This is a genomic window from Novosphingobium rhizovicinum, assembly GCF_040813635.1.
Lineage (GTDB): Bacteria > Pseudomonadota > Alphaproteobacteria > Sphingomonadales > Sphingomonadaceae > Novosphingobium > Novosphingobium rhizovicinum.
Genome location: NZ_JBFNXR010000054.1, coordinates 187,585 through 213,198 on the forward strand (window position 1 = coordinate 187,585; position 25,614 = coordinate 213,198).

General features: G+C 60.5%; 19 protein-coding genes. 7 read left to right on the plus strand and 12 right to left on the minus strand.

Going from position 1 to position 25,614, the window contains the following annotated elements; all coding sequences use genetic code 11:
• Positions 1-20: 20 nt before the first annotated feature.
• The 8 genes from ABUH87_RS17470 to pyrH form a co-directional block, all read right to left on the minus strand.
• Positions 21-698, minus strand: a complete 678-nt coding sequence (locus tag ABUH87_RS17470) for an OmpH family outer membrane protein (protein WP_367775387.1) — start codon at positions 696-698, stop codon at positions 21-23.
• A complete protein-coding gene (gene bamA, locus ABUH87_RS17475; protein WP_367775589.1) occupies positions 698-3,394 on the minus strand; it encodes an outer membrane protein assembly factor BamA in 2,697 nt (898 codons plus the stop codon). Before bamA ends, ABUH87_RS17470 begins: the two co-directional genes overlap by 1 nt.
• Before the next feature lie 175 nt (positions 3,395-3,569).
• Positions 3,570-4,685: a M50 family metallopeptidase gene (locus ABUH87_RS17480; RefSeq protein ID WP_367775388.1), complete on the minus strand. Its 1,116-nt coding sequence runs from the start codon at positions 4,683-4,685 to the stop codon at positions 3,570-3,572.
• A complete protein-coding gene (locus ABUH87_RS17485) occupies positions 4,682-5,842 on the minus strand; it encodes a 1-deoxy-D-xylulose-5-phosphate reductoisomerase (protein ID WP_367775389.1) in 1,161 nt (386 codons plus the stop codon). Before ABUH87_RS17485 ends, ABUH87_RS17480 begins: the two co-directional genes overlap by 4 nt.
• Positions 5,839-6,606, minus strand: a complete 768-nt coding sequence (locus ABUH87_RS17490) for a phosphatidate cytidylyltransferase (RefSeq protein ID WP_367775390.1) — start codon at positions 6,604-6,606, stop codon at positions 5,839-5,841. Before ABUH87_RS17490 ends, ABUH87_RS17485 begins: the two co-directional genes overlap by 4 nt.
• Positions 6,593-7,282: a polyprenyl diphosphate synthase gene (gene uppS, locus ABUH87_RS17495; RefSeq protein WP_367775391.1), complete on the minus strand. Its 690-nt coding sequence runs from the start codon at positions 7,280-7,282 to the stop codon at positions 6,593-6,595. Before uppS ends, ABUH87_RS17490 begins: the two co-directional genes overlap by 14 nt.
• Before the next feature lie 31 nt (positions 7,283-7,313).
• On the minus strand, positions 7,314-7,871 hold the full coding sequence (frr, locus tag ABUH87_RS17500) for a ribosome recycling factor (RefSeq protein WP_367775392.1): 558 nt from the start codon (positions 7,869-7,871) through the stop codon (positions 7,314-7,316).
• Between the two features lie 2 nt (positions 7,872-7,873).
• Positions 7,874-8,593 (minus strand): UMP kinase, encoded by a 720-nt coding sequence (pyrH, locus tag ABUH87_RS17505; protein WP_367775393.1) that lies wholly within the window; start codon positions 8,591-8,593, stop codon positions 7,874-7,876.
• Between the two features lie 204 nt (positions 8,594-8,797).
• Here pyrH and rplO point away from each other — a divergent pair, with 204 nt between their 5' ends.
• From rplO to ABUH87_RS17520, 3 genes are all read left to right on the plus strand, one after another.
• Complete coding sequence (gene rplO / locus ABUH87_RS17510) at positions 8,798-9,277, plus strand: 50S ribosomal protein L15 (protein WP_367775394.1); 480 nt, start codon at positions 8,798-8,800, stop codon at positions 9,275-9,277.
• Between the two features lie 190 nt (positions 9,278-9,467).
• A complete protein-coding gene (gene secY / locus ABUH87_RS17515; RefSeq protein WP_367775395.1) occupies positions 9,468-10,835 on the plus strand; it encodes a preprotein translocase subunit SecY in 1,368 nt (455 codons plus the stop codon).
• Between the two features lie 49 nt (positions 10,836-10,884).
• Positions 10,885-11,532, plus strand: coding sequence for an adenylate kinase (locus ABUH87_RS17520; protein ID WP_367775396.1), 648 nt, complete (start codon positions 10,885-10,887; stop codon positions 11,530-11,532).
• 699 nt (positions 11,533-12,231) lie between these two features.
• On the opposite strand, the gene ABUH87_RS17525 is transcribed toward ABUH87_RS17520, so the two are convergent.
• Both ABUH87_RS17525 and ABUH87_RS17530 read right to left on the minus strand, forming a co-directional pair.
• A complete protein-coding gene (locus ABUH87_RS17525) occupies positions 12,232-14,748 on the minus strand; it encodes a penicillin-binding protein 1A (RefSeq protein WP_367775397.1) in 2,517 nt (838 codons plus the stop codon).
• Between the two features lie 49 nt (positions 14,749-14,797).
• A complete protein-coding gene (locus tag ABUH87_RS17530; RefSeq protein ID WP_367775398.1) occupies positions 14,798-15,694 on the minus strand; it encodes an N-acetylmuramoyl-L-alanine amidase family protein in 897 nt (298 codons plus the stop codon).
• Positions 15,695-16,225: 531 nt separating this feature from the next.
• Between ABUH87_RS17530 and ABUH87_RS17535 the strand changes: the two genes are divergently transcribed.
• Positions 16,226-18,979: a ribonuclease E/G gene (locus ABUH87_RS17535; protein ID WP_367775399.1), complete on the plus strand. Its 2,754-nt coding sequence runs from the start codon at positions 16,226-16,228 to the stop codon at positions 18,977-18,979.
• A 98-nt stretch (positions 18,980-19,077) separates the two neighbouring features.
• On the opposite strand, the gene ABUH87_RS17540 is transcribed toward ABUH87_RS17535, so the two are convergent.
• Positions 19,078-20,232: an acyltransferase family protein gene (locus ABUH87_RS17540; protein ID WP_367775400.1), complete on the minus strand. Its 1,155-nt coding sequence runs from the start codon at positions 20,230-20,232 to the stop codon at positions 19,078-19,080.
• A 318-nt stretch (positions 20,233-20,550) separates the two neighbouring features.
• Between ABUH87_RS17540 and ABUH87_RS17545 the strand changes: the two genes are divergently transcribed.
• From ABUH87_RS17545 to zapE, 3 genes are read left to right on the plus strand one after another with little or no spacing between them, the layout of a single operon-like run.
• Complete coding sequence (locus ABUH87_RS17545; protein WP_367775401.1) at positions 20,551-21,333, plus strand: succinate dehydrogenase iron-sulfur subunit; 783 nt, start codon at positions 20,551-20,553, stop codon at positions 21,331-21,333.
• Position 21,334: 1 nt separating this feature from the next.
• Positions 21,335-21,793 carry a PaaI family thioesterase gene (locus ABUH87_RS17550; protein WP_367775402.1) on the plus strand — a complete coding sequence of 153 codons (459 nt, stop codon included), beginning with the start codon at positions 21,335-21,337 and terminating at the stop codon, positions 21,791-21,793.
• Positions 21,794-21,803: 10 nt separating this feature from the next.
• On the plus strand, positions 21,804-22,919 hold the full coding sequence (zapE, locus tag ABUH87_RS17555; protein WP_367775403.1) for a cell division protein ZapE: 1,116 nt from the start codon (positions 21,804-21,806) through the stop codon (positions 22,917-22,919).
• 325 nt (positions 22,920-23,244) lie between these two features.
• Here zapE and ABUH87_RS17560 read toward each other — a convergent pair whose 3' ends face one another.
• A complete protein-coding gene (locus ABUH87_RS17560) occupies positions 23,245-25,542 on the minus strand; it encodes an EAL domain-containing protein (RefSeq protein ID WP_367775404.1) in 2,298 nt (765 codons plus the stop codon).
• Positions 25,543-25,614: the final 72 nt, after the last annotated feature.

Here is a 25,614-nt window from a genome sequence, read left to right on the forward strand (position 1 = left end):
CGTCGTCTCGCGCCGTGAGATCAGCGGCCAGCGGGCTGACGGGCCGGCGCTGCAGCGGGTGCAGAAGCGGGCTGCTGATCCTGCTGCTGCGCACGCGCTTCACGCATTTGACGCGGTTCCCAACCCTGCGGCGGCGTCAGCTGCGCCGAAGGCAACAACGTATTGAGCTCCGTCAGGATCTCCTGGTTGAGGTTATAGGCGTTGTCGTTAACCGCCAGCACCGACTGGGGGCTCAGCAGCAACGAAACCTTCTTCTTGGCCATCGCGTTCTTCACGGCCTGGTCGAGCTTGTCGTCGATCTGCTCCTGCACATAGGCGCGAGAAAGAGCGACCGGTGCGAGAATCTGCTGCAGTTCCTGCTGCCCGCGCTCCTGCAACTGCTGGATGGTCGCAGCCTGCTGCTCGAGCGAAGCCTGATTGGGCTTGGCAGCCTGGCGGTCGGCGTTGAACTTGTCGGCGAGCGGCTTGAGCTGTGCGTTCAGTGCATCGCCACGCGTGCGAGCCTGATCGAACTGCGCCTTGTAGGTGGTCTGGCGCTGCGTCTCAGCTGTCTTGTACGCGTTCGAGTTCGCGATGACTGCGTCGAGATTTGCAATCGCAAGGCCCTGCACAACAGTGCCGGAGTTCTGGGCCAGAGCGGGCTGGGCGACGCCGAGCAGGAGGCTTGCGGCGAGCGCGGACTTGAGAATGATCTTCATCAGAATTGCGTTCCCACGTTGAAATTGAAGGGTTTGGTGTCGTCGCCTTCCTGCTTCACCAGAACCTTGGAGAAGTTGATGCGGAAGGGACCGAAAGGCGAGTTCCAGTTCACGCCAATGCCGATTGACACACGCGGCTTCCACGTATCGCCAACGAACACTTCGTCAAAGGCGTTCACTGCGGTGCCGTTCTCAAGAAGGGTGCAGCCTGCCGGCGGCGTCGGCGCCGCGTTGCCATTGCCGCTGACAATTGTCCGCCCGGAGTCACAAGTCTGGATGTAAGTCCGATTACCCGCTGCATCGCGATTCGGAATTACAATCTGTTCGTCGAGTGGCGACACTTGAGGATCCTTGATCCCCCAAACAGAACCGGCATTCACGAAGATCGACGGACGCAGGCCCAGTTCTCGGGCACCGGACCCGAGTGGGATCTCCACCTCCGCCTTTGCCAGATAATAGTACTTGCCGCCCAGCGCGTCGTCCTGCCAGTCGCGGCGGCGCGTCGATACGGTACCTTCGGATGCATTTGCAACGATACTGCCGTCTTCATCGACATAGGGCTTGCGTAACACGCGAGGACCGACACCGCGGATATCAAATCCGCCGATCTGCGGCTCTCCGAGATAGAACCGGTCGATAAGCCGCACTTCATTGTCGTCGAGCGACTTGATCGCACCGCCCTCACCCGAGAGCGAGAATATGAACCCGCTGCCGAGATTGGTGAACCGTGAAGCGTTGGCGCGCAAACGCACGTATTTGACATCGCCACCGAGACCGGCAACGTCCGCGTTGATCGCCGCTGTAAGGCCCCGCGTCGGCCGCACCCTGTTGTCGAGCGTGTCGTAGATCAACGACATGCCCACAATTGAACTCAGCCGATTGCCGATCGCGTCACACAGATAGCGACCAGCGCGCAGCACGTCACACTCCTGAACCCCCGGCGTCACGCGATCAGAGAAGAACTGCCCCCGATCCAGCGACACCTCGTCATAGTTGAACGTGTACCGGCCGACAGCCGTCAGATACTCGGTCAGCGGCAGACCAGCCCGGATCTGGAAACCGGTTGTCGTCTGCTCGAACGTTGTGTCGCGGTTGTTGTTTGTGAAATTGAAGCTGTTGAGATCACGGCGATAGACATCAACGCCCAGCGAGATGTTCTTGTCGAACACATAGGGCTCGGTGAAGCTGGCCTCAACGCTCTTCGAGAAGCGCGAGTAGCTGCCCGAAAGGCCCACCGTCTGCCCCCGACCCCGGAAGTTGCGCTGACGGATCGAAGCCTGGAAGATGAAGCTCTCGAGGCTCGAGAAGCCGGCGGACAGCTGGAGTTCACCCGTGGGCTTCTCCTCCACATTGGCTTCGAGGATGATCCGGTCTTCAGCGCTTCCGGGCCTCTGCTCGACTTCGAACTTCTCTTGGAAGTAGCCCAGCGATTTGATGCGATTGGTGGAGCGCTTCACCTGGAGCGAGTTGAAGGCGTCACCTTCGGCCAGACGGAACTCCCGGCGTACGACTTTGTCCTGTGTCAGCGTGTTGCCGTTCACATCGATCCGCTCGACGTAGACGCGCGGCGCCTCGGAGATGACAAAGGTCAGACCCATGGTGAGGTCTTCCTTGTTGCGGTCATAGTTCGGCCGCACATCCGCAAAGGCGTAACCGAAGGCGCCCGCCGTGTCGTTCAGCTGCTCGATCGTGTCTTCGACCAGCTTGGCGTCGTACCAATCGCCCTCCTTCATCGGCAGGCGCGCGGCGAGCTTCTCGCTGTCAAAGTCGCGCAACTGGCTGTCGACGTTGACCTCACCGAACTTGTAGCGCTCGCCTTCCTCCACCACGTACGTGATGATGAAGTCCTTCTTGTCCGGCGTCAGCTCCGCGACGGCAGAGACCACCCGGAAATCAGCATAGCCCTGGGTCAGGTAGAACTGCCGGAGCTTCTGCTGGTCGAAGGCCATGCGATCCGGATCGTAGCTCGTGTTGGAGCTGAAGATCTTGGTGAATCCGGTCTGCTTCGTCACCATCTCGCCGCGCAGCTCGCTGTCGGAGAACTGCTCGTTGCCGATGATGTTGATCTGGCGGACCTTGGACTTGTCGCCTTCGGTAATCTCGAAGACGATGTCGACGCGGTTCTGGTCGAGCATGACCATCTTCGGCTCGACTGTCGCCGCATAACGGCCCTGACGCTTGTACAGCTCGATGATACGCGCCACGTCTGCGCGGACTTTCGAGCGCGTGAAGATCTGGCGCGGCGCGACCTTGATCTCAGGCAGGATCTTGTCGTCCTTGATGCGCTTGTTGCCTTCAAGGATGATGCGGTTGACGACCGGGTTTTCCTTCACCTGGATGGTGACATTGCCGCCGTCGTTCGTGATCTGCACATCGGAGAACAGTTCCGTCTCGTACAAATCCTTCAGCGCCTGGTCCGCAGCCTCAGAGGTATAGGGCTGCCCGATGCGCAGCTTGATATACGAAATAACCGTCTGCGCCTCGAGCCTTTCAGCACCGACCACGCGGATCGACTGAATTGCCTGGCTCCGCTGGCCAGGGGCTGTCTGTGCAGGCTGCACTACAACCGGAGCCGGAGCGCCTTGCGCCAGCGCGATCCCTGGAAAGACCGTCAAGCCAGTGGTTCCCAGAAGCACCGCCGCCATGCGGGAGGCGCGGCGGGCCTTGTCGCAGCGAACCATTTCCCATCCCATCATCAACGCAAATCCTGTAAGCGCCCGCGCGCCAAATGGACGATCCGAATTCATCGGCCAGTCGCCGGACAAAGCGGCGGAAACAAGCCGTACATAGTCGCCGCCCTCTGCCCGATGGAGTTTTCCCGATCAAGCAGCCTTTCCGGCGCGCTCGCCAAAGTGAGTGAAATTCTCCGCACTATCCCCCGAAAAACGGGAGGGACGCCAAATCATTGATTGTAACGATGAGCATCACAGTCAGCACGAGCGCGACGCCAGTGCGGACGGCCCATTCCTGGCTCCGCAAATCAAGAGGCTTTCTTCGAACCGCTTCAGCGGCGTAGAAAGCCAAATGTCCTCCATCGAGGCCCGGAATTGGCAGGAGATTGATGAATGCCAAGTTAATCGAGATCAGGGCGGCAAATCCGACGAACGGAGCCCACCCGAGACTCAATTGCTCGCCAGAATACTTCGCGATCTTGATCGGTCCGCCGAGTTCTTTCATCGAGCGCTCACCGGTGAAGATCTGGATAATTCCCGCGCCCATCATGCGCATGATGCTCAGGCTCTGGTCGACCCCGAGTTGCACGGATTCGCCCAATCCCACCGGCACGATCTCGCCCTTACCGCCGGCGATGCCAATTCGCCCGACCCGCGCCTCGTTCCCGAACCGGTCCTGCTCGACCGAAACGCCGATCGTAACCGGTATGACGAGGCTCTCGCCCTCGCGTACAACGGCGATCGGGATGGTGCGCCCGGGATAAGGCACGACATGTTCCGGAATTTCGTTGAAGTTGCTGACCTCGTTTCCACTGACCGCAACAATGCGGTCTCCGACGCGAAGCCCCGCCTGCTCAGCAGGAGAGTCTGCGCTGAATCCCTGCACCTCCGGCACGGCGACGACGCGTCCGTAAGCCAGATTGAAGGCGGCAAAGATCGCGACCGCGCAAAGCAGGTTCGTCATTGGCCCTGCCAGCACCACCAGCGCCCGTTGCCAAAGCGGCTTGACGTGAAACGTCTGCGCGCGCTCCTCGGGCGTCAATCCGTCCTGCATTGCGGATGGAGCACTGGCCGGGTTCATATCTCCGGCGAATTGAACATAGCCCCCCAGCGGGATCGCGGAGAGCTTCCAGCGCGTGCCGCGCCGATCGGTAAATCCTGCAAGCTCCTTGCCGAAGCCGACCGAGAAAGCGTCGGCCTTGATGCCGAAGAATCGGCCGACGAGGTAGTGACCCAACTCGTGCAGGACCACCAGCGGCCCCAGGAGAAGGACGAAACCCAGCAACATCGTCAGCAACGATGGAGAAGCGATCATGCGAGGGCCTCGGTCATTTCGCGCGCGTGAATGCGCGCCTCGCGATCAATGGCGAGCACGTCGGACAAGGACGCCGGAGCCGGCGCTGCGTAGGAGGAAAGAACATTTTCCACTCCTGCCGCAATACGTGTGAACGCAATCTGACCGGCGAGAAACGCAGCGACCGCCACCTCGTTGGCGGCATTGAGGATCGCCGGTGCCGCGCCGCCTGCTTCTGCAGCCTCGCGCGCCAGGCGCGTGGCCGGGAAACGGATCTCATCGGGAGCGCGAAACGTCAGTTCGCCGATGCTCGCAAGATCCAACCGAGAACACGGCGTGTCCATTCTGCGCGGCCACGCAAGCGCCGAGGCTATCGGGACACGCATGTCGGATGGCCCAAGCTGCGCCAGAGTAGACCCGTCGCGATACTCGACCATCGAATGCACAACCGATTGCGGATGGACGATGATCCGCAGCTTCTCCAGCCCGACTGGAAACAGGTGATAGGCTTCGATCAGTTCGAGCCCCTTGTTGAACATGGTTGCCGAATCGACACTGATCTTGGCCCCCATGCTCCAGTTAGGGTGCTTCACGGCCTCGCCCGGAGTCGCGACCGAGAGACGTTCGATAGACCAGTCGCGGAACGGCCCCCCGCTCGCCGTGAGAGTGATGGACTGAACGTCCGCCACATCATTGCCCGCCAGGCACTGAAAGATAGCGTTATGCTCCGAATCCACTGGCAGCAGGACCGTTCCGCAGCGCCGGACAGCTTCGGTCATCACATCGCCCGCAGAGACAAGGGCTTCCTTGTTGGCGAGCGCCACCACCCTGCCCTGCTCAATAGCCGCCATCGTGGGCTCCAGCCCTGCGCAGCCGACGATCGCCGCAATCACGATGTCCGCAGGGCGTGCGGCCGCTTCGACGAGTGCCTGCGCACCGGCAGCCGCCTCAATCCCCGACCCGGCGAGCGCGTCGCGCAGTTCGGGCAGGCAGCTCTCATCAGCTACAACCGCGATCTTCGCGCCAAACTCGCGAGCCAGGCGCCCTAGCTCTGCCGCCTGACAGTTCGCCGTCAGCGCCACCACCTCCCAAGCACCGCGCTCATGTCGCACGAGATCCAGAGTCGAGGCTCCAATCGAGCCGGTCGCACCAAGTATCGAAAGGGATCGTCTGGTCATGATAGCGTGGATAGCCGAACGATGATGAACAGGGTACCAAACACCACCAGCACGGCGAGAAGCCCGTCGACCCTATCGAAAAGCCCACCATGACCCGGCAGTAGAACGCCGGAATCCTTCACTCCCGCCGCTCGCTTCATCCAGCTTTCGAAGAAGTCCCCTGCCTGCGCGACAACTGCGACACCGGCGCCGAGGCTGACCATCGTCAAGGGACTCGCTGCGATCTCCACAGCGGTCAATTGAGCGCCCGGAGCTGCTGAGAGGATCTGCTCCGCATTTGCAAGCACGAGCCAAATGACAAGTGTCGCGCCGATCACGCCGCCGCCAAGTCCGGCCCATGTCTTCGAGGGGCTGATCTTTGGCGCAATGCGCGGCCCTCCAATGGTTCGACCAGCGAAGTACGCTCCGACATCGGTCCCAATCACGGCTCCAACCACCAACAGGACAAGAGCCACCCCGACAGGTTCTGCCCGTATCTGGATGAGAATGGCGCTGGCCATGCCGCAGTAGATGGCTCCCGACGCGCGCCAGATCGTGCGAGCCCTGCCGGGGCGCTTGAACTGGAGCACGAGCGCACTCCATTCGAACCATACGCCAATGCCGACGATGAGCACGAATACGGTCCAGGCCAGATTGCCGAGCCAAAGTGCAGTCCCGGCAACCACCAGCATGACGATGGCCGTCGCAAGCCGCTTCGGCAGGTCAGCGTTGCGAACCGCAAACGGGACCTTGACGTGGGGACCGGTCTTGTCAGCGTCCGCCATAGCGGCGCTCACGAGTGGCGAAGGCGTCCATCGCCTCCTTGAGGTGATCGGCGGTGAAATCCGGCCACAACACGTCGGTGAAGTACAGCTCAGCGTAGGCTGCCTGCCACAAGAGGAAATTCGAAAGCCGCTCCTCTCCCGAGGTGCGAATTAACAAGTCCAGCGGCGGCATGTCGGCTGTATCGAGTTCAGCGGCAATGGTTTCAGGCGTGATTGCCCCCTTCGCCGCCGCAGCACTTGCCGCGCGGGCGATCTCATCGTGTGAGCCATAGTTCAACGCCACTGCCAAGGTCGTGCCGGTGTTGTCTGCCGTGCGCGCCAGAGCGTCTTCGATCAGCGCGACAACATCGGGGTTGAACGCCTTGTAATCGCCGATGATCTTCAGCCTGATTCCAGCCTCGGCAAACTCGTCGAGATCAGACACGATGAAGCGCTTCATCAGTGTCATCAAATCGGAAATCTCATCCTCCGGTCGACGCCAGTTCTCGGTCGAGAAGGCATAGATCGTCAATGCCTCCAGACCGAAGTCACGCGCACCACGGACAACTTTTCGTACAGCTTCGACGCCGCGCTGGTGGCCGAGCGCGCGCGGCATGTGCCGCTTCTTCGCCCAACGTCCGTTGCCATCCATGATGATGGCAACATGCCGCGCCTTGACAGTGTCCGCCTTGGTCATGCCAGAACCGTTCCGTTGGCAGAGGCCGACATCACTTGCCCAGGATGTCCTTCTCCTTGCGCGCCAGTTCGTCGTCCACGTCCTTGATCTGGTCGTCGGTCAGCTTCTGAACCTCAGTCTCGGCGCGCTTGCGATCGTCCTCCGAAATCTCCTTCTTGTTCTCGTCAGCCTTGAGCGCTTCCATGCCATCTCGGCGCACGTTCCGAATGGCCACGCGCGCCTTCTCGGCATACTGGCCTGCGAGTTTTGCAAGCTCCTTTCGGCGCTCCTCCGTCAGATCGGGAATCGGAAGACGCAGAGTCTGCCCATCGTTGATCGGGTTCAATCCAAGCCCGGCCGAACGGATCGCCTTCTCAACTGGCCCCACATTGGACTTGTCCCACACCTGAACAGAAATCATCCGTGGTTCCGGCACGGAGACAGAGGCCACCTGATTCAACGGCATGTGGCTACCGTAGACCTCGACGGTCACGGGATCGAGCAGGTTCGCACTGGCCCGGCTGGTCCGGAGCCCTGCGAGATCGCTCTTCAGCGAATCCACGGCACCTTTCATGCGGCGCTCGAGATCGATTTTATCGTACTTGGCCATGTTCAGGCTCCTTTCTGGACGATCGTCTGCGTGCCCTCTCCTGCGAGTACGCGGGCCAGATTGCCCTTCTCACGGATAGAGAACACCACGATCGGAATTTCGTTGTCACGGCAGAGCGCGACGGCGGACGCGTCCATAACCTTCAAGTTGTTGGCCAGGACAGTATCATAGCCAACGCTCTGGTAACGGGTCGCACCCGGATTAATCTTCGGGTCGCTGTCGTAGACACCGTCGACGCTCGTGCCCTTTAGCAGCGCGTCGCACTGCATTTCGGCGGCGCGCAGGGCGGCTCCCGAATCGGTCGTGAAGTAGGGCGCCCCCACCCCCGCTGCAAAAATCACCACACGGCCTTTTTCCAGATGCCTTTCGGCACGCCGCCGGATGACCGGTTCACAGACCTGGTCCATCTGCACCGCAGACTGGACCCGGGTGTCCACGCCGAGCTGCTCCAGGGCATTCTGCATGGCGAGCGCGTTCATCACGGTCGCGAGCATCCCCATGTAGTCTGCCTGGGCGCGATCCATGCCCCGGGCCGCTCCCGCCATCCCGCGGAAAATGTTACCACCGCCGATGACGAGGCAAATCTGCAGCCCGGTTTCCTTGGCTGCCTTCACTTCCTTGGCCAGCTCCGCAACGAACTCGGGATCGATGCCGAACTGTTGACTACCCATGAGCACTTCACCCGAGAGCTTCAGGAGGACGCGCTTGTAGGGGATTGCCATGGAACCGGTTTCTCGCGAGGGGAAGTTGCCCGGCTTTAGGAGCGACGGCGCCGATTGCCAAGGGCGAGGTTGTCGGCGGCACGCGCCGGGACAGTCCTGCCCCAGCGACCACCGCGCATTTATCGGGGTGACATCTCATACCTGATCGCGTATCGGCGCCCCCTTCATCCGTCAGCGCGAACAAAGCGAAAGCGAGTGCATACCATGAAATTGAACGATCTCAGAGACAACGCAGGTGCCCGTCATCGCCGCATGCGCGTCGGCCGCGGCATCGGCTCCGGCAAGGGCAAGACTGCAGGTCGCGGCCAGAAGGGTGCGAAGGCACGTTCAGGCGTCTCGATCAACGGGTTCGAGGGCGGCCAGATGCCGCTCCACATGCGAATCCCGAAGCGCGGCTTCAACAACAAGAAGTTCGCCAAGGATTATGCAGAGGTAAACCTTGGCCTTGTGCAGAAGGCCATCGACGCTGGTAAGCTCGACATCTCCGGCACTGTCGATCACGCAGCACTGCGGACAGCAGGCCTCGCCCGTGGCGGCAAGGACGGCGTTCGCCTGCTTGGCAAGGGCGAACTGACCGCCAAGGTAGCTTTCCAGGTTGCCGGCGTCAGCGCGGGTGCCCGTCAGGCCATCGAAAAGGCCGGTGGCTCGGTTGATGTGCCCGCTGTCGAGGCAGCCGAAGCCTGAACCTGAAGTAAGATCGGCGCGGCGCTTCTGCACAGCAGACGTCGCGCCGGGATTGCCGCCGCGTTGGCAGCAACTATATGCGCAGTCTCGACCCGATGTCCGATGGGGGGTTCGACAAGCCGACCGGCGCGCGATAAGGGTGCTCGGCGAAGGGCTTGCGGCCCGAACAGTTTAAGGCTCCTTCCTTCCGATGGCTTCACGCGCCGATAATATCGCCAGCACTCTGAGCTTGGCCAACTTCTCCAAAGCGACAGAGCTCAAGAAGCGCATTTGGTTCACGGTCGGCGCGCTGATCGTCTTCCGCTTCCTCAGCTTTGTGCCGCTTCCAGGCGTAAACCCGCTGATCTTGCAGTCGCTCTACGACCAGACGCGCGGCGGCATTCTCGACATGTTCAACGCCTTTTCAGGCGGCGGGCTTGAGCGGATGAGCCTGATCGCCTTGGGCGTGATGCCATACATCACCGCGTCGATCGTCGTGCAGCTCGCCTCTTCGCTCCACCCTGCGCTCATCGCGCTGAAGAAAGAAGGCGAAGCCGGGCGCAAGAAGCTCAATCAATACACCCGCTATGGCGCCGTGTTGCTGTGCGGCATCCAGGGTTACTTCGTCGCCACTGGGCTTGAGGCTTACGGCGCATCGAGCGGCCTTCAGGCCGTTGTCGATCCGGGCCTCATGTTCCGCATCGGTGCAGTGATCAGCCTTATCGGCGGCACGATGTTCCTGCTGTGGTTGGGCGAGCAGATCACTAGCCGCGGCATCGGCAACGGCGTGTCCCTGATCATCATGGCCGGCATCGTCGCGCAAATGCCGCAGTTCGTCGGCAATCTGATGAACCAGTACTCAGCTGGAGACACCGGTTCCATCACGATCATCCTGCTGGTGGTCCTGATGGTCTCGATGATCCTGTTCATCTGCTTCATGGAGCGGGCACAGCGCCGGTTGCTGATCCAGTATCCAAAGCGCGCCACCCAGCGCGGCATGATGCAAGCCGATCGCAGCCACCTGCCCCTTAAGGTCAACACGGCTGGTGTGATCCCGCCTATCTTCGCAAGCTCGCTCCTGCTCCTGCCGCTGACCATCACGCAGTTTGCCGGGAACTCGCTGGCACCGGACTCGCGCATGGGGCAGGCCGTCGTTGCGCTGAACCAGTACCTGGGCCACGGCAAGCCGCTGTACATGCTGCTTTATGCAGCCGGCATCATCTTCTTCTGTTTCTTTTACACGGCGGTGGTCTTCAACCCCGAAGAGACCTCAGAGAACCTCAAGAAGAATGGCGGCTTCATCCCCGGCATCCGGCCCGGCAAGAACACTGCTACTTATCTCGACTACGTGCTCACGCGCATCACTGTGATCGGTGCGATTTATCTCACGATAGTGTGCGTCCTGCCGGAGTACTTCCTGTCGCAGACGGGGCTTCCGCTGCTGTTCATGGGGGGCACCAGCCTGCTGATCGTGGTCAATGTCACCGTGGACACGATTACGCAGATCCAATCGCATCTGCTGGCACATCAGTATGGCGATCTCATCAAAAAGGCGAAGCTGAAGGGTCGGCTGCGCTGATCGCGGCCATCCACAAGATTCAGCGCATTGAGGATCAGGGGGGTTTAGCGTGAACATCATCCTGTTGGGCCCGCCGGGAGCGGGCAAGGGAACACAGGCACAGCGGCTTGTAGAGCGGCGCGGAATGCGGCAGCTCTCCACGGGCGACATGCTGCGCGCTGCAGTAAAGGCGGGAACCCCCATCGGCCTTCAGGCCAAAGAGGTCATGGATCGTGGGGAACTCGTCTCTGATGCCATCGTGTCTGGCTTGATCGGCGAGATGCTGGACTCCATGGGGCCGCAGACAGGCGCCATCTTTGATGGCTATCCCCGCACTGCAGCACAAGCGGAGTCGCTGGATACGATCCTCGCTGACCGTAACCGCCAGCTGGGCCACGTCATTGAGCTGGACGTCGACGAGGAAGCGCTCGTCGAGCGCATCACGGGGCGTTTTACGTGCGCGGTTTGCGGCAAAGGTTATCACGACACGTTCGAACAGCCGCAGGTACCCGGCACTTGCGACAAGTGTGGTAGCCACGAGTTCAAACGCCGTCCGGATGATAATGCGGAGACAGTGCGCACACGCCTGGCTGAATACCGTGCCAAGACGGCCCCGATCCTGCCTATCTACGAGGCACGCGGCATCGTCGCGAAAGTCGATGGCATGGCCGACATGGATGATGTGACTGCGAGGATTGAGGCAATCCTCGCCGGGTAGCTTTGGCGCGCTGCGGCTGATCAAGTCGGCCGCAGCGACGACTGAAGATCAACAGACAATCCATAGCCGTAAGTCGACGAGGTGCCGGCCGCCCGCAGCTGAATAAGCTTGAGAGCGAGGACACCGATCTAAGGCGGTTGCTGGCGGGTGCGATCTCGATTTCCTCAAGCGGATCGACCCCGGTGACGCACGAGGGTCCAACGTGCACGTGGTGGTGGTTAACGACGCCACGCACGAGATGCCGAGGATCAAGGCCTAGTGGGCCCGCTGCCCACATCGGCACGTTGGATTCTGCACATCTGTGCTGACGGGATCAATCCGGTCGAGCGCCGGTTCGCCGAACTCGAAGTCGACATCCTCGCCTTAATCACGGCGCACAACAAAAGCCCTGAGCCCTATCGATGGACCAAAGTGGCCGACGAGATCCTCGCCGGGGCCAGAGCTTCTGGCACAAGACGATAGCGCGAACTTCAGAGTCAGGTGGCTAGAGTGCTTCCATCTTTCATGTTGACGGAGACGCCCCGGATTCCTCCTCAACGCTCTCCGAGCCTTCGACCGCAAACGGTCCTCTGAAGATGGTCTGTCCAGAACAGCTGGCGCGCGCGCCGATGGATTGCGCACCGCTTCCAAGCAAGGAATTCTGGCGATCCCGTCAGCGGAAATCGACCCTTGGCAGACCACTCACACCGGCACTTGAACTCAGTAGAGCCCGCCCTGCTCTTCGACGAAGTCTCGCGGTTCCGAGGCAACGGCCCGGGCAGCGGCTGCCCTCGACGCCTGGGCGCCGCGGATCTCTGCTACCAATGCGTCGCGCTTTCGGGTGAACTCATCCTGTGCAGTGTAGCGCTTCGGCTCGGTATCCGGCTTGAACGCTTCCCAGATCACAGCGGCCTTTGGCTCGTTCGAAGGCTCTACGCCCCTCACCTGCTTGCCGCTCGAGCGGTCTACACGCACCATTCGGATGCCAGCTGGGGCGACGAAGGGCTGCGTGCTCCAACGCTCCTTGGTCTTCTGCACCACCTGCTTGAAGATCGGCGCCGCGATCCGACCGCCTTGAGCGTATCCACCGAGCGAGCGCGGGGTATCGTAACCGAGATAGACACCCGCCACGTAATCCTGTGATCCGCCCACAAACCATACGTCGGTGGGGCCGCTTGTCGTTCCCGTCTTGCCAAACAGCGGCAGCTCGAGATCGCGAAGGCTAACCGCCGTTCCGCGGGTTACGACACCCTCAAGCATGTGCACGACCTGGTATGCCGTTGCCGCATCCAGCACCTGCTTCCCCTTACGGGCGATGCGAGGCATCGGCTTACCGTCCCACTCCGGCATGTTGCAGCCCATGCAACGTCTGTCATCGCTGCGCCAGATGACCTTGCCGTTGCGATCCTGGACGTAGTCGATCACCGAGGCAGGAAACTGCACGCCGTTGTTGGCAAGTGCCGCATAGGCATTCACCATTCGTCCCACGGTCGTCTCTCCCGCGCCCAGTGCGAAGGACAGGTAAGGTTTGTAATCGCCGATCCCGACGTTGTGGAACGTCCGGATCACTCGAGGCATCCCGGTATCATTCGCAATGCGTACGGTCATGAGATTGCGCGACTGTTCCAGTCCCCACCGCATGGTATGGGTACCGCCACCGCCGCCGCCGAAGTTGCGGAAGCACTTATTCCCCAAAGCCGCGCCCTGGTAGACACAAAACGTCCCATCGAGGATCTGCGTGGCCGGTGTCATGCCATACATAAGCCCCGTTGCGTAGACGAACGGCTTGATGGTCGAACCCGGCTGGCGCTGCGCCTGGGTTGCCCTGTTGAATGAGTCAAGGCCGGAGTCGAAGCCGCCTTGCATTGCCATTATCCGTCCCGTTGCCGGCTGCTCAAGGAGCATGCCCCCGGAGACCTCCGGAATCGACCTGACAGCGTATGTGCCCGAGCGTACAGGCGCGGCAGCCAATATGTCGCCGACTTTCGCTTTTTCGGGAATGCCCGTCAGCTCCGCGAGGCTGCCGTCAGAAAAGCCGATCTGTCCACTGCTCCCATTCCGGGAAACAACAACGCCGATCCGCCAATCCTTGTAGTCTATGGTGAGATTCGACACGATCAATTGCGTCTGCCAAGTCTCCATATCGTCGATGTGCGCGATCGGACCGGCCCAGCCACGGTTGCCGTGATACCGCAGCAAGCCTGCCCGTAAAGCCTCGCGCACGGCCCGCTGCATTTCCGCGTCGACCGAGGTGCGCACCCAAAGCCCGCCACCATAGACGCTGAGCGGTCCATCCTCCGACGTCTCGCCGAAGCGCTCGATCAGGTTGCGACGCACTTCCTCTACGAAGTAACCCAATGCGGGATCATAGCGTTCGGCCCGGCGCGGCTTCAGCCCGAGCGGAAGCGACTTGGCAGCATCTGCCTCTGCCCGGTTCGCCCAGCCGTTGGCCACCATCTGATCCAGCACGTAATTGCGGCGCGCGATGGCCATGTCCTCATACTTCGCACGTCCATACCGCTCCGGAGCCTTGGGCAGGATCGCAAGGAAGGCGGCCTCGTGCAGATCCAGCTGATCGACGTCCTTATCGAAGTAAGCACGCGCGGCAGCCTGAATGCCGAAGCTCTGCCGCCCCAGAGGTATTTCGTTGAGGTAGAGTTCCAGAATTTGCTGCTTGCTGAGTACTGACTCGATCCGCCGGGCGAGTACCATCTCCTTGAGTTTACGCGTAATCGAATACTCGTCGCCGATCAGGATGTTCTTCGCGACCTGCTGTGTAATGGTGGACCCGCCTCGTGCACGGTCCCCCGACCCAAGCTTGGAGATGTAATCGACCGCTGCCGCGAAGAGACCGGTCAGATCCACCCCTCCGTGGCTCCAGAAGCTCTTGTCCTCGGCCGAGAGAAACGCGTTGATCAACGGCTCGGGCAAGTCAACGAACCGCAATTGTACCCGCCTCTCGCGCGCGTAGCTGTGCACGATCTCGCCATCGATGCCCCGTACCATCGTCGGAAGCGGCGGCTGGTAATCGAGCAACTTGTCGGTCGACGGCAGATCGCGGGTCAGGATCAGCCAGAACACACCGAAGGCGATTGCCAGTGCCAAAGCCAGATAGCCCAGCCGCCGGAACCATGGCTTGTTGCGCCAACTTGATCGAAGGGCGCGAAGGACACCGCCCGCTTCACGGCGGATACGGTAAGTGAAGTCCGTGGCTTCCGGTTCTGCCTGCTCGCTCATTGCGCCTGCCCTCTAGCACTCAAGTTCAGCGCAACGCTAGCCGAGAAGGTCAGGCCCGTGTTCTTCTTGCGAAAAATACGCGGATGGCGCGCGCCGCAGCGGCAGCGATGGTCTCCTGACCCTCTGTCGAGTTCAGGTATTTCGCGTCTTCCGCATTACTGATGTAGCCGGTCTCGATAAGGATCGACGGGATGTCGGGCGCCTTCAGAACCGCCAGGCTTGCCGATGCAAGATCGTCATAGTGGAGCGGAACCTTGCCGCGTATCTCGCGCAAGACGATCCGCGCCGCCTCCGCCGAACCCGCCTGTGCCTCGCGTTGCGAAAGATCGAGCAGGATGCTGCCAACTGTGTCACTGGCCTCCGAAAGGCTGACCCCATTTACCCGGTCCGCGCTGTTCTCGCGTGCGGCAAACCGTGCAGCAGCGTCACTCGACCCCTTTTCCGATAGCACGTAGACGCTGGCACCTCTCGCACTTTCAGCCTCGGCGCTGTCGGCATGGATCGAGACGAACAGGTCCGCACCGAGCTGGCGGGCTATTGCCGGGCGCTCGGTCAGCGGAAGGAAACGATCGTCTTGCCGAGTCATCGCGACCCGGATGCCGCCCCCCTCTAACAAATGCTCCCGAACAAGCAGTGCGATCGAGAGTGCTACCGCTTTCTCTCTGACCTCTCCCCCGCCAGCGCCTGGATCGAACCCGCCATGCCCCGGATCAATGACGACCAACGGTCGGCTCGCATCCTGCGGCCCTGCAATCTCTGGCAAATCAATGGGCCTGTCGGCAGCAGGCAATTGCAACCTCACCACGTACCCGTATGCTCCGCCACGCGGAGTCATGGCGACCCTTGGGACGACCACCGCGGCAAAAATCGCCAAGGGGATGGTCAACAGCAAGGCGAACTGAAGGCCGCGAAACATCGTATCGCAGAGTAAGTCGCCCGCGCTCACAGGGCAATGCTGAACGCAAGATCGTCCGCAAGAATTCGGTAAGCATACCGCAGTAGAGTTGCAGGCTTCAGCGGCCCGGACCTTGCTCCGCAGGACCATGGGTGCTACGCCATTGCGACCCGAGGCCTGACGCTTCGACCCGCGCCATTCGAAACAGGAGCCTACGTGCCCTTCGGAGAGCGCCGGTTCTCGCCAGTTCTCGGTCGTCACGACCGAAAATCTTTTCGGCTTCAAACAGGTTGACGCGAACGATGAGAATGCAACTGCCGTCCTGCCAGCCGATGCCCGCTTGGGCATGGCAGGTCCAGACGGCATATGCAGCGCGACCGATCTCGCCGTGCACTCACATGTTCGCAGACACGATATCCGCTTACGGGGCACTGCGCCCTGGGATGCTTCACCTTACCGCGCCGGAACGCTCGAGCATCGGCTCGACGCACGGGCCTCGCGCCCGCAGCCGCGGCACTATCGAACAATATCGCGCCGCCTTTGCCGAACAGGCAGAGGCGCAGCGCGTCTGGAGAATACATAATGGCAACGCGCATGCTGATCGATGCGCGCCACCCGGAAGAAACGCGGGTGGCGGTACTCAAGGGAAATCGCATTGAGGAATTCGACTTTGAGTCGGCCGACCGCAAGCAGATAAAGGGCAATATCTACCTCGCGAAAGTTACGCGGGTAGAGCCTTCATTGCAGGCCGCCTTCGTCGATTTCGGTGGCAACCGTCATGGGTTCCTGGCTTTCAGCGAAATCCACCCCGACTATTATCAGATCCCCAAGGAAGACCGTGAGGCACTCCTTGCCGAGGAGGCTGCTCACGCCGAGGAAGAAGCCGCGCTGCGTGCCAGCGAGGGTGACGACGAGGAAGAAGATTCGGGTGAGCACGACGAGTTCGAAGGCGGCCTGACCGAGGTCGACACCTCGGAGAAGGACGAGGTCGCCACGATCGAGGGCGGCGAGGAAGACGGCAGCGACGAAGACGGTGCCGACGACGAAGAGGGCTCCGGCGAGGACCGGGCTCAACGTCGTGGTCGCGGGCGACGCCATGGGCGCAGCGGTGGCCGCTCGAAGGAGGCGGACGAGCTGCGCGCCAAGCGGATGGCTCTGCGTCGCCGCTATAAAATCCAGGACGTGATCCAGCGCCGGCAGGTGCTTCTGGTCCAGGTCGTGAAGGAAGAGCGCGGCAACAAGGGCGCCGCCCTCACCACCTACCTCAGCCTGGCGGGCCGCTATTGCGTGCTTATGCCGAATTCCAGCCACGGCGGTGGCATCAGCCGCAAGATCAGCTCGGCCAGCGACCGCAAGCGACTGAAGTCGATCATCAACGAGCTGGAACTGCCTCGCTCGATGGGTTGCATCGTACGCACGGCCGGCCTTCAGCGTACCAAGACCGAGATCAAGCGCGACTTCGACTATCTTGCCCGCCTTTGGGATGAGCTGCGCGAGAAGACGCTGGGCTCCAGCGCGCCTACGCTGATCCACTCTGACAGCGACCTTATCAAGCGGGCGATCCGCGACATCTACAATCGCGATATCGAGGAAGTCGTTGTCGAAGGCGAGGAAGGGTATCGCGCGGCCAAGGACTTCATGAAACTGCTGATGCCCAGCCATGGGCGCAAGGTGAAGCCCTACTCCGATCCGGTTCCGCTCTTCCAGCGCTATGGCGCGGAAGACCAGCTTACCGCGATGTACGATCCGGTCGTGCAGCTGAAATCGGGTGGCTACATCGTTATCAACCCCACTGAGGCGTTGGTCTCTATCGACATCAACTCGGGCCGCTCCACCAAGGAGTATGGTATCGAGGCGACTGCGCTGAACACCAACCTCGAAGCAGCGCACGAGATTGCCCGGCAACTGCGACTGCGCGACATGGCCGGCCTCGTCGTGATTGACTTCATCGACATGGAATACGGATCGAACGTCCGTAAGGTCGAGAAGGCCATGAAGGAGGCGTTGAAGAACGATCGCGCCCGCATTCAGGTTGGACGCATCTCCAGCTTCGGTCTGATGGAAATGAGCCGTCAGCGTCTGCGCACCGGCGTGCTGGAATCGACCACCCGCTCTTGCCCGCATTGTGACGGCACCGGCCTGGTTCGCACCGCCAGCTCAGCTGGGCTTTCTGCGCTGCGCCTGATTGAGGACGAAGCGGCGAAGGGCCGCGGCATCGTCGTCTCACTTTTCGCCAGCACCGAAGCGGCCGTTTATCTGCTCAATGCTAAGCGCACGGATCTTGCAGACATTGAGGCTCGCTACGGCGTGACGGTCGAGGTCATCCCTGAAGGTGAGAACGAGGGCGCCAAAATGCGCGTCATCTCTTCCGGCCCTCGTAACGACTTCGTTCCGCGCTTCGATCCGATCGCAGAGGAGATTGAGGACGATCTCCCGATTGAAGAGGACGAAGAAGAAGAGTTCGCTAGCGAAGAGCAGCGTCCGGAAGGCGAAGGCGATGGCCGGCGTAAGCGGCGTAAGCGGCGGCGCGGTCGGAACCGCGACCAACGCGAAGAAGACCAGACCGATGCGGAAAGCGAAAGCGCTTCCGAAGAGGAGCAAAGCGAAGACGCCGCTGACGAGAACGTGCCTGCTGAAGGTTCGGACCTGCCAGAAGCCGAGTCCGGAGAGGCTCGCGAGGACGGCGAAGCGCCGAAGAAGCGTCGCCGCCGCGGCGGTCGGCGTAGGCGCGGACGCGGCGGCAGCGAAAACGGTGAGACAGCAGACGGCGGTGCCGACTCGGCGGACGTTGCGGCTGATCGCCAAGACGCGGATCACTCTGGCGAGGCCGATGAGGCGATAAGCGCGTCTGCTGATATTCCGACGCCTGTTGCTGAAGTGGCGCCGGAGCCTGCAGCTCCCGAGCAGTCGACGGAAGCGCCTGCCGAGGCGGCTCCCAAAAAGCGGACGCGGCGCAAGAAGCCGGATGCTGCCACAAGTGAGCAGACAGCCGATGCTACAGCGGTCGGATCCGACGCCGAGCCGGCGCCAAAGCCCAAGCGCGTTCGTCGCAAAAAAACCGACAGCGCCAGCGAAGCTCCGGCAGAAGCCACGGAGAGCGTTGCGAACGAGGAGGCTGCTCCTCCGAAGCCGAAGCGTACGCGCCGCGCGAAGGCCGCCGCTCCGGCAGCGGCCACTTCGGAGACTGTCGCCTCAACCAGCGAACAGCCGGCATCTGAGTCTGCCCCGGCTCCGGAGCCATCGGCCCAGCCGGTCGCCGCCAACGAAGATGCGGCTAGCGAGCAGACGAGTGGGAAGCCCCGCCGCGGCTGGTGGCAGCGGACTTTCGGCAACTGACGGCTGTCATACCAAGGATTGAAGCACGAACACCCTCCGGTCTCCCCGGAGGGTGTTTTGCTTTTCGCGCTTGAAAGGCGAGACTTCAGCTCCTCAGCTCAAGTCCGGCTTTGCACCAGGCGCGATGACGCAGGAGGCATGATGCCGTCGAACAGCGGCGCCGCGCGCGGCAAACGGCGGGTGCCAAGCCAGAATAGGTAGGAGACACCAAGCGAAAGGCCCATGACGCCTACAGCCTTCACCTCTGTTGGAAGGTTAAGCGGCTGCGCCAGCCACACGAACAGCGTGATTAACGGCAGGTGCAGGAGGTAAATGACGAAAGATGCATCTGTAAGGCGTCGTACAAGCGGCATCGGTCGGTCGAGAAAGCGTCGCGCAGTGGCAATGAATACCTGGGTGATTGCCGCCGCAGCAATCGTGCCGATGAACCGCTCTGCCATCGGTGACACCTGATCGTGCACGCTCAACCATGTCACAGTAGCGAGTACGGCAAGCGCAGCCACAGCGGCTGAGAAGCGGCAGATGCGGACCAGACTGGCTGGCGAGCGAGCGACGACAAAACCGAGTATGAACCATGGAGCGTAGATGATTACCTCATCCAGGCGCAGGATCTGCTGCGGCACCATGGTGGCGAGTCCTGCGACGTAGAACGCCTCGAGAGCCAGGCTCTCCCACGCAGCAACACCAAACAGAACAGCACTCGCGGCGACAACAAAGTGGCGGGAGGACCAGCAATTCTCCACACGCAGTTCAGCTGCGGGTCCCGTTCTTGAGCTCCATGCAGCCCAAGCGGCTGCGGCAGTGCAGAAGTACAACAGTACGATGATGAACCACAAATGCCGTACCCAGTATCCTCCGGAAGTGAGCGAATTGTGCCGCCATGAAGCAATTGCTTGCGGCCACGGCATGTTCGACAATTCGCAAGCCAGGTTCATGGCCGGAACCAGGGTAACGATGCAGGTCAGGAACGGAATACCGAGGCGTGTATATCGCCCTTTCAGCCATTCCCCAGGGTCTCTCCGCCTTAGAAGATGTGAGGCAAAGTAGCCCGCCACAAGGAAGAAAGCGGGCATTCGAAAGAGGTGTATCACCTGCGACACCTCGGCAAATCCCCAAACCCCTTCGCCCGAATGGACAATGAAGTCTTTGCCGGGGCGATATGTGAGTGCGACATGGTAGGGGATGCCAAGCAGCATAAGAAGTGCGCGAAGCCCGTCCCAGAAATGCTGGCGTTCACCCTGAAGCTTGCTCATCGACACTCCTCGTCGTTGTACAAACCAGAGCATTCTGCCGCTCGTATTAACCCACGATAGACGATTGTTCCTCCGGCAGAACCGAGACCGCTGACATGCGGTGAGGTGAGCGATTCCTGCGGACTACCTGCTTGCTGTAGAAGCGCCGCGCTATGCTTTGAGCAGGGTCTCGGCGGCCAAAGAGCAGGTCCACACGTCTTCTTGCTCCGCTGCGACGTTCAGATTTCCCCGCGGGGCTCTTGCCCCGGCTGCGCGAATTGCTAGAGGCAGATGGTACGCGGCGACTGCTGCAGTGCGGAACGGAAACAGGATTCATCGATGGCGACCTTCACCCTCCCGGCGAACAGCAAGATCAGGAAGCAGGGCAAAGTCCATAAGGCTGAAGGCGCTGCTCGCGTAAAGAAGTTCACAGTCTACCGCTACGATCCCGACAGTGGCGAGAACCCGCGCTACGACACGTTCGAGATCGATCTCGATACCTGCGGCCCGATGGTGCTGGACGCTCTGATCAAGATGAAGAGCGAGATGGATCCTACGCTCACCTTCCGCCGGTCCTGCCGGGAAGGGATCTGCGGGTCTTGCTCGATGAACCTGAACGGCCGTAACGGCCTCGCTTGCACCACTGCGATCGAGGATCTCAAGGGCGACATCCGCATCACCCCGCTGCCGCACATGGAAGTGATCAAGGACCTCGTTCCCGATTTCACCCACTTCTATGCGCAATATGCCTCGATCCGCCCCTGGCTGCAGACGGTTTCGACCACACCTTCCGGCAAGGAGCGTCTTCAGAGTCCCGAGCAGCGCGAGAAGCTCGACGGCCTGTATGAGTGCATCCTGTGCGCTTGCTGCTCGACTTCGTGCCCCAGCTACTGGTGGAACTCCGATAAGTTCCTCGGCCCGGCGATCTTGCTTCAGGCCTATCGCTGGCTGGCCGACAGCCGCGACGAAATGACGGGTGAGCGTCTGGACGAGTTGGAAGATCCCTTCCGCCTCTATCGCTGCCACACGATCATGAACTGCGCGAACGTGTGCCCCAAGGGTCTCTCCCCGGCTCGCGCCATCGCAGAGATCAAGAAAATGCAGGCGGAACGCCAGGTCTAAGGTGAACCCCACCTCTGCTTTCATTCACCAGCCCGACCCTGAACATCCGGGCTGGCTGACCTGGGATCTTGCGGATCCGACCCGTTTCAATCCGCTGGTCATGGGGAAGCTTATCGTTCGTCCGGAAGGCGAACGCGCTGCCCGTGTGCGCATGCTCACGACCGAGACGCGCCATAGCAACCTGCACAGCAATGTGCATGGTGCTGTCACGCTATCGCTGATCGATATTGGAATGTTCGCGACGGTTTGCACAGTGCTCGGCATCGAAGCGGCAGGGTCGGTCACGCTGGATCTCAACTGCCAATTTGTGGGCAGTGGCGCCATTGGCGAGCCTCTCGATATGGTTGGGGAAGTCATGAAGGAAACGGGCCGCCTCGTTTTCCTGCGCGGCACTGTTGAGCAGGGCCATAGTCTGGTCGCCAGCTTTATGGGTACGATCCGCAAGCCCACGCGGCGCTGAAGAAGCGGCGATGACAGGCATTCTCAACCGCTACGAGGCCCTGATTGCAAGCGGTGAGCTGCGCGCCGACCCCGATCAGGCGGCTGCCGCGGAACGGCTCGAGCAGTTGCAGCGGGAACTTGAAAAAGGCGAGTCCTCTGTAGGTCTATTCGGGCGTCTGATCGGCCGCAAAGCTCCTTCCCCGCGTGGACTATACATGTGGGGCGGCGTAGGGCGCGGTAAGTCAATGCTGATGGACTTGTTCCATGAGACGCTGTGCATCACGGAAAAGCGTCGGGTCCATTTCCATGCGTTCATGCTTGAGGTGCACGCTCTCCTGCGTGACGAACGCAAGAAGGAGTCTGGCGATCCCATCCTGCCCGTCGCGCGCACCATAGGTGGCAGTTTACGCTGTCTCGCGTTTGATGAGATGGTGGTGAACAACTCCGCAGACGCGATGATCATGAGCAGGCTTTTTACCGCCCTCGTCCGTGAAGAAGGTGTGACGATTGTCACCACGTCGAACCGCGCACCTTCGCAACTGTACAAAGACGGCCTGAATCGCGAGCACTTCCTGCCCTTCATTGCACTGATCGAGAGTGATCTCGACGTAATGACCCTGGATGGACCAACGGACTACCGTCTGCAGCGGCTTGGCGGCATGGCAACCTGGCATACGCCGTTGGGTGACGAGGCTACGGCTCAGACGCGAGAGGCATTCTTTCGCCTGACCGATTATGCGCCGGAGGACGCAGAGCACGTGCCCTCCGCAGATCTCGAGCTGGGTGGCGGGCGTACCCTTCACGTGCCAAAGAGCCTCAAGGGCGTGGCTGTCTTCAGCTTCAAACGCCTATGCGGCGAGCCACGCGGCGCGGCCGATTATCTGGCCATCGCTCATGCTTACCACACCGTCATCATTGTGGGCGTTCCAAAGCTGGGCCCCGAAAACCGCAACGAGGCCGCCCGCTTCGTCACTCTCATCGATGCGCTCTATGAGAACAAGGTGAAGCTGATCGCGGCCGCTGATGCCGCGCCGGAAGACCTCTACCAGTCCGGGAGCGGTCGCTTCGAGTTCGAGCGGACGGTCAGCCGCCTTAACGAGATGCAAAGCGCCGATTACCTCGCGCTCGGCCACGGCGAAGATTAGACGCTCCGACTGAAGCGCGAAGAAATTGCGCGGCTTTACAGAGGAAGCAACTCAGGCTCGAAACGAAGAAAGCGCTGCGGGCTTACCCCCAGCGCTTTCCTGGCAATGATCTCGCCAGATTTATCGACTGAACCCCGTTCTCGGGCTTCAACAGCATAAATCGATTCTCTGAAATTTACTCAAGCTTCACCTGATGCAAATTCCCGCAATCGATCAGAGGTTAACCCACCACCAAGTCCACATCTCTGTTCCCCATGTCAAACATCTCGCGGAAGCCGCGGTGCAAGCATGGTTACCCAGAAGTTAAGATCACATCAATGATTCTTTAACCTCGCGAATAGACGGGCTGTCCTTCGAATTGCGTGATTATGTCCGAAAACGGGACGGGCTTACCTACGTAGTATCCCTGAGCCTGATCGCAATGGAGTTGGCCAAGAAGTTGCAACGCTCCCTTGGTCTCGACACCTTCTGCAACTACCTTACGGCGTAGCGAATGAGCCATCTCAATGATCGATTGTACAAGCTGGCGATCATCAGGATTGGTCTCAATTTCGCGAATGAACAGCTTATCTATTTTCACTTCAGATGCTGGCAAATAACGCAAGTAATCGATGGTCGCGTTACCCGTCCCGAAATCATCGATGGAAATCCTGACGCCGCTTTTCACCAGGCTCTCCATCATTTCCAGGCTTTTCTTCGAGCGATCCAGCCTATCTGTTTCGGTTATCTCGAGTATCAGGCGATCAGCAGGAAGGCTGTGCCTCATCAAGGTTTCGGATACCATGTCAAAAAGGGAGGGGTTACGCAGAAGTTGCGCCGAGATGTTAACTGATACCGAGAATTCGTGATCTTGCCGGGCAAGTGAGGAGGCACAGGATACCGCGTGGTTAAGTACGAAACGTGTGATTCTCTCGATCCGGTGATACTCTTCTGCAATACTGATAAACTTGTCAGGACTAATCGCGCCCCGCTCAGGATGGGTCCAGCGTGCGAGTGCTTCGGCGCCGACCAACCTGTTACTGCTTATATCGACCTTCGGTTGGAATGCGACCCAGACCTCACCGTTGTCGATTGCGCGATCCAGCGAAGTTAGGAGCGAAATTTCCCATTGCACTTCTCCGCTCTTGCCATCCCTGTGACAGACAAGCTCATCAGAACGAACCGCCTCCTCTGCAGACTGCATCGCGTTTGCCAGTCGATTAGCAAGTGTGTTCTGCGGTTCGGCGTCGATGCCGCAATTAAATCCGACATCCACCTCCGTCTTCCCAAGAGCGATACCATTCTGCGCGATCCGATGTAGCCCTTCAAGATTTTCAAAGAGATCGACGATATCAGTTATACCGGAGATCCAGACAAACATCCCCCCTTCGTGGTAAACGGTGACGTCTTTCTCACTTATGCGAATGCGGCGTTGAATTTCGCCTGCTAGCTCCGCCTCTACCGATTCACTGAAGCTACGAATGATTCCACTGTAGTTGCGTATCTTGAGCGCAACGAGCAGGCCGGGAACCGGATCTTTTATCCCTCGTAGTGCTTGGAAGCTCGGAAGGCCCGATGCAGCATTTGTTTCGCTGGCGTCCTTCATCTTGTCCAAAGTACGAGCGCGCAGTGTAGCGTAGACCGCCATCACCGCAGCCGGGATCACCTCGACCGCAATTGAGAAATAATCGAGAATTGCCGGAACTGCGCCGACTATAATCGCATAGCCAATCAATCGATAGGGCGTGAAAGAGCGCCCCCGACCGATGCCGGTAGCTATCAGGACGGCAACGATCAGGTACGGCGGAATCCAACCCAGATCGAGAGGAACACTCATCCGCAAAGTTTGCGCTGCTATGACATGGAAATAGACACCTGGTGCAAAGTCGCCGAGTGGAAGAGGCCGAAATTCGGTCATTGACGACGTGATCCCCAGCACGACCTTCTTGCCCGAAATCTCGCGCTTATCGAAGTTACCATTGATCACATCGATGTAGCTCATCGTCGGAATGGTCTTGTGATCTATCGCGAAGTTAGCGCGGAACATCCGCTCGCCTTCCCCCCCCACATTGGCCATTGCAGCCGCCAAGGATGGCGTCGGGCCGGTCGGGCTGGGCGACGAGAATGGGAAGCTGAAACTGAGGTTCAGCGGGTGGCTGAGTGCGGCGAGCGAGACCATACCAGCGTGCGATCTGAACACGTCATCGGGCAGTACATTCAGGATCTTGCTATTCCTGTCATCCGCCCTGCTCGCAGCACCAAAGTAGACTCGGCCACTATACTTCTCGAGAGTCCTGATAAGTTCTCGTGCACCGGTCGAGTTACGAGAAAAAGGGTACGTGCGCCCGAAGTAGATCTCGGTGGCACCGGCCCGCATCAGCTTCTCGATGAGCCTTGCGTCGAGAGCCGGCGATACGTCGTTGTCGTGCAGCACACTCAAGGTGCGATCATCGATCTTGACCACAACAATCGAGCCGTCGGCCTTCTCGTAACGCAGCTTGGTGCGGGCCGCGATGAAAAGATCCTCCAGCGGCATCGCTACGTCGAGGACACCGCAGACCGCCCCAATCAGGAGTGCAGATGCAACGATGCGCGACCGGCGGTTGCGCCAAGCTGCGCGGAGGCGAGCGATCAAGTCGGTCACGAGCGATTATCCAGGCACATCGCACCGGCACACACGTCGACAGCTCGCGGACCGCCGAAGCAGAAGAACCGC

Excerpts from the sequence above, each read along its gene's own strand:
- ABUH87_RS17470 (WP_367775387.1), bottom strand. The coding sequence starts at position 698 with ATGAAGATCATTCTCAAGTCCGCGCTCGCCGCAAGCCTCCTGCTCGGC.
- bamA (WP_367775589.1), bottom strand. The coding sequence starts at position 3,394 with ATGATGGGATGGGAAATGGTTCGCTGCGACAAGGCCCGCCGCGCCTCC.
- ABUH87_RS17480 (WP_367775388.1), bottom strand. The coding sequence starts at position 4,685 with ATGATCGCTTCTCCATCGTTGCTGACGATGTTGCTGGGTTTCGTCCTT.
- ABUH87_RS17485 (WP_367775389.1), bottom strand. The coding sequence starts at position 5,842 with ATGACCAGACGATCCCTTTCGATACTTGGTGCGACCGGCTCGATTGGA.
- ABUH87_RS17490 (WP_367775390.1), bottom strand. The coding sequence starts at position 6,606 with ATGGCGGACGCTGACAAGACCGGTCCCCACGTCAAGGTCCCGTTTGCG.
- uppS (WP_367775391.1), bottom strand. The coding sequence starts at position 7,282 with ATGACCAAGGCGGACACTGTCAAGGCGCGGCATGTTGCCATCATCATG.
- frr (WP_367775392.1), bottom strand. The coding sequence starts at position 7,871 with ATGGCCAAGTACGATAAAATCGATCTCGAGCGCCGCATGAAAGGTGCC.
- pyrH (WP_367775393.1), bottom strand. The coding sequence starts at position 8,593 with ATGGCAATCCCCTACAAGCGCGTCCTCCTGAAGCTCTCGGGTGAAGTG.
- rplO (WP_367775394.1), top strand. The coding sequence starts at position 8,798 with ATGAAATTGAACGATCTCAGAGACAACGCAGGTGCCCGTCATCGCCGC.
- secY (WP_367775395.1), top strand. The coding sequence starts at position 9,468 with ATGGCTTCACGCGCCGATAATATCGCCAGCACTCTGAGCTTGGCCAAC.
- ABUH87_RS17525 (WP_367775397.1), bottom strand. The coding sequence starts at position 14,748 with ATGAGCGAGCAGGCAGAACCGGAAGCCACGGACTTCACTTACCGTATC.
- ABUH87_RS17535 (WP_367775399.1), top strand. The coding sequence starts at position 16,226 with ATGGCAACGCGCATGCTGATCGATGCGCGCCACCCGGAAGAAACGCGG.
- ABUH87_RS17540 (WP_367775400.1), bottom strand. The coding sequence starts at position 20,232 with ATGAGCAAGCTTCAGGGTGAACGCCAGCATTTCTGGGACGGGCTTCGC.
- ABUH87_RS17545 (WP_367775401.1), top strand. The coding sequence starts at position 20,551 with ATGGCGACCTTCACCCTCCCGGCGAACAGCAAGATCAGGAAGCAGGGC.
- zapE (WP_367775403.1), top strand. The coding sequence starts at position 21,804 with ATGACAGGCATTCTCAACCGCTACGAGGCCCTGATTGCAAGCGGTGAG.